The sequence below is a fragment of the Nitrospinota bacterium genome (genome assembly GCA_029881495.1).
Lineage (GTDB): Bacteria > Nitrospinota_A > UBA7883 > JACRGQ01 > JACRGQ01 > JAOUMJ01.
Genome location: JAOUMJ010000026.1, coordinates 30,177 through 42,426 on the forward strand (window position 1 = coordinate 30,177; position 12,250 = coordinate 42,426).

Here is a 12,250-nt window from a genome sequence, read left to right on the forward strand (position 1 = left end):
CGGTTTCATTTTATTTGGCATCATCGCCTAGTTACTGCGTTGAAAAACCCCTTTTTCCCTGTAATTTTTTACAATTGAATCAATGAATGCGTCGAGAGTTTTATCAAGCAGCATATCTTCGAGGAGAGTTTCAAAAGGTTCCGGTATCCATGGAATATTCGGATCAACTGTTTTATAGGCTTTGACAACAGCGTTTTTTACGGCCTCTTTTTTCTGTTTACCGGTTATGCCGTCAATTTCTTCCACGGCCTCGACAAGAATTGTTCCCGCTTCAAAAGTAAACTTGGCTATCTCATTAAGGCTAAATCCATCCTTTTGATACTCTTTGAATAGTTCAGTAACCTTGTCGATGTCATCTTTTATTGAATCGTTGATCTCTTCCACCGTGCCCATTCTTCCTCCTTTTCGCTATTGAACAGTTAAAAAACATGTCATGGCTGTATCATCCCCGAATTACTTACATGCACCTGCCTTCTCCAGTGAGTCATATAGCTTTTTGGTTTTGTTCAGTATATCGGCAGTCGATGCGAGGTATTCTTTTGAGGCTGATAATTTGCTGTCACCGGGAATTTTTTCTGATTTTTCAAGTTCCTTGTTCAAGACCTTTATATCGTTATCTATTCCTTCGATATCAGCCAATATTGAATTTCTATCAGTTTTATCCATGCTGGAATTGTTCACGCAGGTTTTTATGTTGCTGAGCGCTTGTTTCGCTTTTGACAAGCCTTCAGACGACAATTTGATATTTTTTTTGAATTCTGCATATTGCTTATCGAGGCTTTGTTTAAGATCTGATAGTTCTTTCTGTGTCTTTAATCTATTTTGAAACTCTTCATACAAATCATATATTTTCCTTTTTAAGGGATCAGTCTTATGCTTTTTCGCTTTTTTTACAGGAATCGGGGTTTTGCTCTGTAGAGAAACTTTTGTCGGTTGTTTGCCGTTTTGTTGGACAACATGAGTAAGCTCATGAGCTAATAGGCGTTTGCCCTCCTTTGTGTTAGGTGAGTAAAAGCCGGTATTAAAGGCGATGTTGTTGCCGACGGTAAAAGCTTTAGCGCGTATCATGTTTGAGGCAACGATAGCGTTTGAATCAGTATGTATTCGCACTTTGCTGAAATCTACGCCGAATCTCCCTTCCATAAAGGAAAGCGTAGATTTGGGAAGTGGTGAGCCGCCTCCTTTCATTGAATCGATTTTCCGGCCTAACATAGCGGTAACTTCCGGCCCGGTATTTGCGGCCCTTTTCCCCTGTGCTTTATCGTCCTCTTTCTTCTCTTCTCGCTGGATACTCCCATCGGTGAGAGATTTACCTTGTGCTTTGTCGTCCTCTTTCTTCTCTTCGCGCTGGATGCTCCCATCGGCAAGAGGTTTGCCCTGTGCCTTTTCGTCCTCTTTTTTCTCTTCGCGCTGGACACTCCCTTCGGTGAGGGGTTTGCCTTGTGCTTTATCGTCCTCTTTTTTCTCTTCGCGCTGGACACTCCCTTCGGTGAGGGGTTTGCCTTGTGCTTTATCGTCCTCTTTTTTCTCTTCCATTTGAACAAGGGGAGTTATATTTTCGGAAACAGGCTTCGACTCGGTTTTATCATTATCACAGCTACTGCATGCCTTTTGTACTTTTGCACCGTCAGCGTTTGTTCCGACGACTTTCTCAGCTACAGTATCGGCCTCCCTTTCAAACCGATCTCCCGCTTTTCCGATTTTCAATTTTGTCTGCAACGTTTGCGAACAGGCAGGGCATGCCCCCCCATGCGGGTGCATTCGAATTTCAATTCCGGACGGAGCGTTACCCTGTTTTGAGCATTGACGGCTTTTTTCCTGACTGTTCTTTCCCTGTGAGAGGTTGATTTTGCGGAAATCGAATTGTGTTCCATTTGAGCCGGATTTTGCGGCATCTGAATTGAAATCAAATGCGCCATTGCGCAAACTCATGCGGGAGTTACCGTTTATCCTTTTGGTTCCCCGAACTCTTCTTCTTGCTATGGAAAATACTCTTCTTCTCATTCTGACAACCTCCCGTAAATACTGTTGGCAATTTCCCTGCCGATGGTTCCCGGTTTTGCATTTTCGTCGAACTCAAAACCATCCAGGCTCATACGTATGTTTCCGGAACTTTCGTGCAAGGAACGCGGAACGCCTTTATGTCTGAATATCGTTTTCAACTCGCGTTCAATCGCATCGGCGATGGTGTACCTGTCGCTTGCTCGGAATCCATGCAGGATTATCTCGCCGATCCTCATTTTCAATTTATTCACGGCTATACCCATCCGACAATTTCAGCTTTGGTAAGCGGTTTTTCCAGTTTTTGGTACTCATTAATTGCGGCTTTCAGGATGTATTTCATTTGTATCGATTCACCGTCTTCTGCCGCGAGGAAAGCGGCATTCAATGCCACATTGCGGATGTTGCCGCCGGAGACGTTCAGCAAAGCGAGTTTACTCCAGTCAAGGTTTTCCAGCGGCGCGTCTGGCGGGAATGCTTTTTCCCAGATTTTCGCGCGCTGAGCGACATCGGGAAACGGAAACTGAAGTATAAAGCGAATCCTTCTCACGAATGCCTGGTCGAGAGACGATTTCATGTTGGTAGTGAGGATGGCGAGGCCACGGTATGTTTCCATTCTTTGAAGGAGGTAACTCACTTCTATGTTCGAATACCTGTCATGGCTATCCTTTACCTCGCTCCTTTTCCCGAAAAGGGCGTCTGCTTCATCGAAAAGCAGTATGGCTCCTCCGTCCTCGGCGGCGTCGAAAACCTTTCTGAGGTTTTTTTCAGTTTCACCGATATATTTATTTACCACTGCGCTAAGGTCTATTCTGAACAGATCAAGCGCAAGTTCGTTTGCGAGTACTTCGGCGGCCATAGTCTTGCCGGTCCCGCTCTGCCCCCCGAAAAGAGCGCTGATACCAAGGCCCCTCGGAACTTTTTTCGCGAAACCCCAATCGTTGTAAACCTTGGACCTTTGCCTGACGTGTGCGGCGATTTCCCGCAATATAGAAACTATTGATTCCGGAAGTATCAGGTCGTCCCAAGTCGCGGTTGGATTTATGCGTTGAGTGTGTTCTTCCAGGGAACCGCGGGTCTGCACTCTGCAGGAGTTCCATATCGATTTTCCCACTGCGTCAACGTCTATTTCCAAAGTGTCGCTTTTGCCGGCAAAGGAGGTAATTGCCTCCGCGCCAGCGGCGAAAATAGATCCTGTGTCCATGTCGAACTGGGAGACAAGCGATGAAAGCATTCCGTTCAGCCTTGAAGATAGAGGCTTCAGCATCTCGTTCCAAAGCATTAACTGTTCCTTTGTGTCAGGTTTGGACACCTCGATGTTTACGGTTATGCGGCTTACAAGCCGGAGCGGATTTCTTGAAGAAATCACGGCAATCGCGTTTAGCTCTTCCAATAAAGACTTTGCCGAATCTATCGTTTCCGCTTTTTCAACGTCTTCACATTCCAGATAGAGTCCGTATCTGTTAAGCGCGGCTTCCCGTTCCCATATGCGGGCGAATGCGTCCCTCTCCAACGTTGACTGAGGTATCTCATCTGCCCTCAAGGCAAAAAAAGTTATGCCGGCTTCTTCTCCCGCGTGAGAGGTGATCGACCTTTTCCCCGCATTTTCCCTTCCGAAAAGCTGTATCAACTGCCGGTTTTGCAGATGTGACGGCTGTTTCCACATGGCGGAGATCCGTTCCGAGATAGCAAGGTGCGAGGGGACGATATCGTGCGCCAGAGACAGCGGGATACATATTCCCGCAAGGCGTTCGTCGATGTGATTGACTCCTGTCAGGAAATGAAGGACGGATTCGTCTATCTTCAAGGGACTTTGAGTCAATGTGTCGCCGTTTCCAATCTCAAGGAATTTCCATCTCCGCAGAGGGGCTGAAGGCGTAACCGCTTCCCAGCTTCCGTTCAAGAGGACGGCAAGCGATAGGCTGAAAGTAGGATATACGCGTCTGTCATCTCCATTGATTGAAGCGCAGTAGCCGGCGAAAGAGGAATCAAGCTCCATTCCAGCGCAGAGAAGAAGAATATCTCGTTCGAAATCGGAGAGCCCGAATGTTTGGCAGATAACCTGCAAGGCTGAAGGGTAGGGCATTGCAGAGCCGGTTCTGGCGACATCCTCTTCAAGTTCGGTAAAATCCCAATCCCGTTCCTTTTTTGATGTATGGGCGACCAACCTTTCCCTGACCAGGGAAATGGAAGCCATCAGGTGTTTCCGGTTTGCCTCTATCCATTCGGTATCTGTCATACGAACCTCACAAGAGGGCTAGCGTAATAATTGTATGTGGCACTGGCAGGATTGCTATCAATTCCAAGCAGGCTTTCCGCGCCGTCTACCTGTATCCGCACGAGATATTCGCCGGGTGGTACGTTGTCTACGGGAAAATCGAGAATTCCAAGATCTGAATCCCTTGGCGGAATGGTGATATTGTAGGACTTCGGTTCTGCAGGTGCATTGAATTCGTTCAGGAGGAGAGATACGCGCTGTGATGCTCCTACCACCGGATTAATACTTAACCTCAGAATAGTATTTATTGGCACTACACCACCGGTCCTTTTTTTCTACCGGCACCTTTGCCGCCTGTTGTGGTAGTACCGCCTGTTGTAGTAGTACCGCCTGTTGTAGTAGTACCGCCTGTTGTAGTGGTGCCGCCTGTTGTAGTGGTGCCGCCTGGGTTACCGCCTTTACCTTTTGTTATAACTGTGTCCGGCACGACAACCGGATCGCCGACTATTTCAGGGCGAAGTATTATCGGGACGATGTTTGACTCTACCCCCAGGTCGTGCCTTACTTGTATGCCAAGTATCCCGGCTCGCAGGAAATCTGGCGGGAAGTTGTCATGCGAAAGGACGAACACGATTTTCTGATCGGTTATTTCCTGTAAAAATAGCGCCTCAACGCCGTTTATCAGGAGTTTGACGTTTTCGGCGCGCAGGTTGCTACCGATAATGAAAAGTGTAGAGCCGACTATGACGGGCTCCATTGACCCTTCCTGAGGAAAAATTCTGTCTATGACAGGCTGTTTGAATGTCTTTCCATCTGCTGTACGTCCTCGCACTGGAAGAGCCGGTTTTGGCATCTCCTCCGATTCGATAATGACGACCGAACATTGATATGCCACAGAAAGGGAATATGGCGTTTGAAAGAATACGGACCAGAGTTTTGACAGCTCCTCGAGGTTTAATGAGATTGGGGAGAGCTTGATAGTTTCCAGCTGATCGGCAAGGTTTGAATCCACCAGGGTTCCTGTAGGAGCGGCATCTATTGCCGCAAGGATCGTCTCCCTTGTTATCACCGGTTTGCTGTCAAGCGTGTTTACCGTGATTCCAAGAAGGCGCTGTGGTTCCAGCTTGGTTTCATCACCGTAAAAAGTAAGGATGTAATGAAGGTTGTAAGCCGTCATGGGGCGTTGAACAACACTGCCGTCCGAACGGCGCGTCGGGTAACTGCTGTTCCTCAAGGCCGCATTTGGGATTATCTGATATAGGAAAATGTTTATCCCTTTTCCTGCATTTGATTGTCCCTGGCCGGGGTTGCCGTCGGGCCTGGCTGTTCTGATGTCGGCCCCTGATATTTCTCTGTTTACTGCTACATGCAATATTTGACTGAGGCTTGCTGTAACGGTGGCTATCGCCATTGAGTTACTCATTTTGCAATTCCATTTGATTGTTTAATGAATTCGTCCAATGACATTTTTGGCGGTTTTATAGAAGATTTGCGAAGTTTCTTCGCTTCTTGATCCATTTTTAATCCTGATTGTACCGAACGTATTTCAATGCTCTCAATAGTCACCGATATATCAGTTTTATTATGAAGCTGTTCTTGAGTAGATTTTTTCTTTAGTGGTTTTGGAAAATTTTCAGCATAAGGCATATCATGGCGCTTCATATCATTGACGAGATGCGTGGCGATATCCGTTGAGTGAGATTTGATATGCGATACTTTTCCCATTGTGAAACTTATTGCTGGCCGGAAACGTGTGCCAGTGCCGGTGTCATTTGGAAATTCTTTCTCCCCCTGTTGAGTCGATTTGAATGTATCTTTGGCAAAGGAGAGGGGCTTCAATGGTTCTGTATTTTTGGCGACCGCCGATGTGAAAGCAATATCCTTTTCCGCTTTTGACTGAAGTGTTCTGTTTATATTTTCGATATAAATGGCCGGCTTTCCAACAATCGAATTTTTGCTATCATCATTATCAGTCAATATTCTTTCGATTGGCGGGGAAGTCAATTCAGGTATAACCTCCTCATGTTCAACAGTGAGCGTGGGGAAGGGGGCGGGTATCATATTTTGAGTTTCTATAACTTCCAATTCTGCCAGTTTCCCAGGAAATGCGATCTTCTTGTACTGATCCAGGATATCTGTTTCTGCATGGGGTTGGAGAGGTGGTTCCGAAATAACATCTTCATGTATGGCCTGAGATGGATTTGTATTCCTTGTAAACCTATCCTGGAAAATCTCCGTTTTCCCCTCGTTCATTGGTCGCTGGGAAATCGAATGTTCACTGATCGGTGTTAATGATATATCTATGTTTGTGCGCATATCATGTATGCTGTCTTTTTCAATTTCGTGACGCGTATTATTCATATTTTCATTTGCGGTGACGCTGGTCAATTGGATATTGGAATTTCCACTTTCTTTTTGAATGACAGGAGGCTTCTTTTCGAATGTTCCTGTTGATTCCGGTTTGTCGGCTATTTCATGTTCTTCAGTTCCGTAGTGTGAACTGGCATTGTCTAAAGTTTCTGTTTGTGAAGGAGTGGGAGTATTTTGCGTGCCTATGGCAATCGGTTTCTCTTCATTTGTTTGTGGCAGGTTTGGCTTGCCTGTGACATTTACGCTATTGCCATTTTTAACATCGTCAGGGGTAGAAATATCGTTTTGAGCGGAATCTGCTATTTTCGATGAAGCTATATCAAGGTTGTTTATTGAACCTGTGTGTTTTGGCTCATTAAAATATTCTGCTCTTTCTCTATAAATTCTTTTTTCTTTATCGATGGGTTGAATATCACTTTTTTTTTCTGCTGACGACGGGAGGTGTGATTTTGAATGAGCGTCACTGTGCTTTTCAACATTGTTCGTATCGGCAAATTTAATGCCGGTGTCAGGATAATCGTTTTCAGAATTTCTAAGATATACCGGAAGCTGTGAATTGTTTTTGAGAGTGATCGTAACGCTATCTTTTGTATGCGATCGATCTGATAATAGGTTCATCTCACCGGAGGGCTGATCGCTCCTGTTTTGCTTTACGGATATGCTTTCAGCTTGTTCGGTTTTGGGATATTTGTCGCGGGCGCCGGTTTCGGCGGGAAAGTTCTTGATCTTGGATTGTGCATTCACGGTTTTTCTGTGATATTCGGAAACCCCTTTCTGTGCGATACGAGTGTTGATTTTTTCATTGATGGAAACGGTTTCAGAATATCTGTTGTTTTCCGAATCATCAGGCGCGAATCTTGATTTTATCAGCGGTTCGGCAACAGGGAGCATTCTTCTGTCGCGCATAATGAGACGACTGATAAAATCGTTCATTGTCCTGCGATATCCATGTAAAACGATCTTCTTTCTGGGCTGAGGGAAAGAATTTCATCCTCTCGCCAGCCATACGCTTCAGCGAGGATGTGTACTTCATTTAGGAGACGTTTAGTCTCCGCTGTGATCTCCAAAAAGAAGAAGATGACAATATCGAGCAGGGATTCCCACGATTCGCCGCAAAGAGGGCAGTGGAGGTCAAGCATGATTTCCGATAATGGATCGCTTTGGGATAATTTTGTGGATAGAATTTGTACTACTTCCTGCGGCAGATCACATGCCGGTACAGGTATGCCGTCGCGGGTGGCATTGACGACGGCTTTTTCGATCAAATACATTCGCGCATCACTGATCTCTTCAAGGTTTTGTGTTTCGAGGAGATCCCTTCCAGTTATCGGACGAAAAGTGATTTCGAAATTTCCTGAACTGAATTTACGGTCCAAGTCAGGCGTTATGGTTGTTCTGAAATCAACGGTAGACATATCGAACTCAAGATGTTCGTCACACTTTGGGCACTTGGCAAAACCGGGGATTTTTTTTCCAAAGGTCTTTTCAAACAGCTCGAACAATGCCGCGTCGCGCTGGCCAACGGTCAGATCGGCAAGATCACTCAGGCTCTTTTCCGGGAACGCTGGCATCAACAGGCTCAGGGCGGTATCTGTAACATACCGCCCTTCACCTCTTTCCCAGGTTCCGATCACATCGAACGTATTAAGCGAGCGCATAAGTTACGCGGGTTCGGTGAATGTCGGTTCAGCAGGTTCTGTTACCGCATAATCACGTTCCCAGCCTTCGTTTTCAAGTTTCATGGTCTGGATCGCGACGGCATTCGCGTTCGCGTCAAGATCCGGAAGAGCTTGAAATTCCGAAGCCCAGCAGCGGTATAGTTTGTATGCTATCGCAAGCTGTCCCGCCTCGTTGTAGACTTCGAGTATCAGATCCTTGCGGAAATCCTTTAGAGAAACTTCCATACCGAGAGCGGAGCCGTGGTTCCATACCTTGTTCGCCCACTTTTCAAATTCCGGATCGTGTGTTACACCTCTCTCAAGCGTGATAGCTTCGTATTCCGTCCTGCCGGGGGATTTCCTGCTTCCGCTTGGGTCGCCCCCCTCACGGTGCTTTACAACTTCAGTAGTCCGTTTAAGCGAGCTCACCTTGCTGACCCCCGCGACGTAGTTGCCGTCCCATTTCACCCTGAACTTGAAATTCTTATACGGGTCAAAACGTTCTGTGTTTACGCTGAATTGAGCCATTTCTTCCTCCTTATGAAGCTACCTGACCAGCTTTTTGCTGAATTTTTATTATTACGAACTCCGCGGGTTTAAGCGGTGCGAAACCTACTATGACGTTTACGATACCGAGGTTGATGTCGTTTTGAGTGGTTGACTCCTTGTCGCACTTTACAAAATAGGCGTCTGCAGGCATCTTCCCCTGAAACGCTCCCTGGCGGAAGAGATTGTGCATGAATGCGCCGAGATTCAGGCGGATCTGCGACCAGAGAGGTTCGTCGTTTGGCTCAAACACAACCCACTGCGTTCCGCGGTAGAGACTTTCTTCGATGTAGAGAGCCAATCGTCTTACAGGGAGATATTTCCACTCGGAGCCGAGCCTGTCGTCCCCTTCAAGCGTGCGGGAACCCCAGACTATTCTGCCGGCGGCGGGTTTAACGCGTAGACAGTTGATGCCAAGCGGATTGAGCTCGCCGTTTTCCATATCTGTCAGAGGAACGCTCAGCGCGGGAACCCCTTTCAGCGTAGCATCAAGACCTGCCGGCGCTTTCCAAATTCCCCTGTTTGAATCGGTTCGTGCAATTATCCCGGCTATGGCGCCACACGCTGCAAAATCCTCCATCTGGTTTTCCCGAAGTGGGTTCGGTTTTTTCAGACGCGGAAAATATATAGCTCCGTTTTTGCTCTTTTCAATGGCAGGAATGCCATCTTTTGCCTTTGCTTTTGTGTTCCAGTTTGCCGGAGAATCGACAAGGAACATCGCTCGGCGCTTTTCACAGTAAACCAGGGCTTTGCTTATCAGGGAATTTTCTATATCGCCATCAAGTGAGTGGGGTGGGATGCAAAGGAGGTTGAAGATATCCGCTTTTTCCAGTGAGTAAAGTCCCCTTTTCCCCGCCGCTGTTCCGGCGCCTGTGAACTGGTCTTCTGAGAGTGTTTGTCCATCCGTAGCTTTTTCGGTCTCGCTCACCTCGTGAGAGTAGATTCCCGTCCATGGACTTCCACCGTCTAGCACGTCATCGTCGGCAGGAGGTGTAGTGGTTGGAAGGTCGTCTGCTACCACCACAAGGCCTGACTCATTCGCAAGAATGCGATCGATCCTCCTTGCATGCTCCTTTACAGTGAGGTTCAGGAAAGTCTCAATCGCACCGCTATGAGTGTCATGCACGATAAGGTTGAATAGATCCTCGGGCAATAACCCGTACTTCAAAGCCGCTTTGTTCCTTGCTGAGTCTTCAGCATGTTCTATTCTTACCCTGAGGTTGTTTCCCCATGAGCCCATTGTGGATGCGCGCAGTTTAAGTCCAGCGGCGGTGATCTTGGCGTAGGAGTTTTCGATTTCGTCTATTTTGTCAGTTGCTTTGGGGACAGCGGCAATTGCGGCAGTTTTGGCGCCAGCCAGGGCATCATTGATCTTTTTTCTTACAGCATCGACGCTTGTTGCTGTGGTGATGGCACTTGCGAACGATCCAGCGGCGGCGACTTCACCCGGAGTAGATGTGCTTGCAGTATATTTGCCGGTTATCCCATTCACAGCGGCAGTTGCCTCTGAAAGCTCAGCATCGGCTTTCAGTTTATTTAGCGCATTGTCTATTTTTCTTTTAATTGCATCTACCTCCGCATTGATCTCCGCCGAAAGCTTTTCATCCGTTTCTGAATCCGGCTTGAAGAGTCGTACGATAATCGCCTGGCTTCCGCCGTTCATGAAAAAATCGCTTACGGCATAGCTCATACTGCTCTCTTCCCAGAGACCGCCAAAGGTTCGTTCATAATCAGAATAGCTGTTGAGCATTACCGGCTCATTGTCGGGCCCTTTCAGCGCTCGGCCGACGAAAGCCGTAACTGAAGTGGCAACACCGGTGATCGTTCGCACACCGGATGCTATTTCTTCTATATATACGCCTGGATATGTAGGTGCAACAGGCATTGTGAATCCTCCCCTCGTAGTAAATTGGTTTTTTTATATTTCCTGTATCTTTTTAGATAAGGGTTTAAGGAACGTAAATTTCCTCCAATTAAATGAAATATTGCCCCCTTAAAAACCTCCTCTCTGGAAAAGACCAAAAGTAATGGAGGAGATGTGTGTTATATGGACCAAAAATATGCCCCCCAATATGCTATTATGTATTTATATAATTAAAAAAACATAATAAATTTATTAAAAGTATATTGAAGAGGTAAATGCATGTCAAGAATCAAATTTTGGATTTTCAGGCAAAAAGAGAAGAGGGGAGGCAGTGCAGGAACCTTGCGCGCTATACCGAAAGAATCAAGATATTGACCCGATAAGAGATACTTTAACCGAAAAGCGGATGATCCGCTTTTAAGGCAATAGCATCTATTATCTCTTCAGCTGAAAAAATTTCAGTTCGTTGCTCAGATCTTTTGTTGTTTTGGTCAACTGGTCGTAAATAGCCTCTATATCCTTGCCGGCAACAGATGTATTGTTTTTCAGCGATAAAAGTTTATTTTCCACGGCGGTCAACTCGTTCGAAGCGACAGTTATAGCGTTTATCTTTCTTGAAAGCTTTTCCAGCATATTTCCAAGGGCAATACCGACAGTCTGGATCTGGTCGCCATCACGAAAGTGAGCGTGTAAATTCAGGTTCCCTTCAGAAATTTCATTAATATTCTTTTCAAGTTTGTAAAGAGGTCCAGATATTTTGTGTGAGAGGAACATTATCACATACACTGTAGCCACGGAAATGACAGCAAGGCTCAGCAGGTTTGTAGCAAGCACTGTCGGGCCGAGGATATCCCACATGCTTTTGATGCTTGAATGGGCTTCGTAATAGCTCATTTCAAGAGTATTGCCGGCAAACACGTATAGTATTCCGGATGAAGTAACAGCCATGACGATAAGGAGCGACACGAACTTAATTATCATGTTCGTCTGGAATCCCTTTTGGATAAAATAGTTTTTTCTCTGGTATGGTTTATTTTCTCGTGACATCAGTAACCTCCTGTATACATATTATTTGTGACAAGCTTTGCACATTTCACCATTAACATTTGTCCTCCGCAAAAAGTATGTTTTGTGCGAACTGCCGGAGGAAAATAAATTGCTAAGAAGGCCTGACGGTATATATTGCTGTGTGGATTCTGCAGGCATATGCGGGTAGTGGCAGGTTGCGCAGGTTATCATATTATTGATAAGCGGAAGGTCTGGAGGGACATGCCCTTTTGGCTTTATGTCCGTTGGATGGCTTCTATCCCCGTACTTATGGCATCTTGTGCACGGTTTCGTTATATCTGACCTGATAAGCGCCCCCTTCCTCCCTGAATAGACAGGGCCGGGCCTCCCCCTCGGCTTTCCAAGGTGGCACTCTTCGCATGCGTAAATGTCCCTGAGATCTTTGTGGGGATCACTTTCTGCGGCTGTTGCTGGTTGCAGAGCTAACAGCAGGTAAACAAGATACATGAGCGAAGCCAGAACGGATTTGCGGATATGCATCAGATACATTCTAAGCAGGCAGATGTATATAAAGCGTTGTTTGCC

Annotated in this window: 12 protein-coding genes; all 12 read right to left on the reverse strand. The window is 46.3% G+C overall.

All coding sequences use genetic code 11. The annotated features are described in order from the left end of the window. Nucleotides 1-27: 27 nt before the first annotated feature. Nucleotides 28-393: a hypothetical protein gene (locus OEY64_10605; GenBank protein ID MDH5543398.1), complete on the reverse strand. Its 366-nt coding sequence runs from the start codon at nucleotides 391-393 to the stop codon at nucleotides 28-30. Between the two features lie 60 nt (nucleotides 394-453). Continuing rightward, on the reverse strand, nucleotides 454-1,707 hold the full coding sequence (locus tag OEY64_10610) for a DUF4157 domain-containing protein (protein ID MDH5543399.1): 1,254 nt from the start codon (nucleotides 1,705-1,707) through the stop codon (nucleotides 454-456). 293 nt (nucleotides 1,708-2,000) lie between these two features. Then, nucleotides 2,001-2,255: a hypothetical protein gene (locus tag OEY64_10615; protein MDH5543400.1), complete on the reverse strand. Its 255-nt coding sequence runs from the start codon at nucleotides 2,253-2,255 to the stop codon at nucleotides 2,001-2,003. 2 nt (nucleotides 2,256-2,257) lie between these two features. Beyond that, nucleotides 2,258-4,240, reverse strand: coding sequence for an AAA family ATPase (locus tag OEY64_10620; GenBank protein MDH5543401.1), 1,983 nt, complete (start codon nucleotides 4,238-4,240; stop codon nucleotides 2,258-2,260). Next, nucleotides 4,237-4,533 carry a hypothetical protein gene (locus OEY64_10625; protein ID MDH5543402.1) on the reverse strand — a complete coding sequence of 99 codons (297 nt, stop codon included), beginning with the start codon at nucleotides 4,531-4,533 and terminating at the stop codon, nucleotides 4,237-4,239. Before OEY64_10625 ends, OEY64_10620 begins: the two co-directional genes overlap by 4 nt. Next, entirely contained in the window at nucleotides 4,533-5,642 is a 1,110-nt protein-coding gene (locus OEY64_10630) for a DUF4255 domain-containing protein (GenBank protein ID MDH5543403.1), read from the reverse strand. Before OEY64_10630 ends, OEY64_10625 begins: the two co-directional genes overlap by 1 nt. Beyond that, entirely contained in the window at nucleotides 5,639-7,522 is a 1,884-nt protein-coding gene (locus OEY64_10635; protein ID MDH5543404.1) for a hypothetical protein, read from the reverse strand. Before OEY64_10635 ends, OEY64_10630 begins: the two co-directional genes overlap by 4 nt. Beyond that, nucleotides 7,519-8,247 (reverse strand): phage baseplate protein, encoded by a 729-nt coding sequence (locus OEY64_10640; GenBank protein ID MDH5543405.1) that lies wholly within the window; start codon nucleotides 8,245-8,247, stop codon nucleotides 7,519-7,521. Before OEY64_10640 ends, OEY64_10635 begins: the two co-directional genes overlap by 4 nt. A gap of 3 nt (nucleotides 8,248-8,250) precedes the next feature. Beyond that, nucleotides 8,251-8,775, reverse strand: a complete 525-nt coding sequence (locus OEY64_10645; protein ID MDH5543406.1) for a phage tail protein — start codon at nucleotides 8,773-8,775, stop codon at nucleotides 8,251-8,253. 10 nt (nucleotides 8,776-8,785) lie between these two features. Further along, nucleotides 8,786-10,678: a phage tail sheath subtilisin-like domain-containing protein gene (locus OEY64_10650; protein ID MDH5543407.1), complete on the reverse strand. Its 1,893-nt coding sequence runs from the start codon at nucleotides 10,676-10,678 to the stop codon at nucleotides 8,786-8,788. 414 nt (nucleotides 10,679-11,092) lie between these two features. After that, entirely contained in the window at nucleotides 11,093-11,704 is a 612-nt protein-coding gene (locus tag OEY64_10655) for a methyl-accepting chemotaxis protein (GenBank protein ID MDH5543408.1), read from the reverse strand. A gap of 21 nt (nucleotides 11,705-11,725) precedes the next feature. Then, the coding region (locus OEY64_10660) for a hypothetical protein (GenBank protein ID MDH5543409.1) at nucleotides 11,726-12,250 on the reverse strand (525 nt) is incomplete at its 5' end.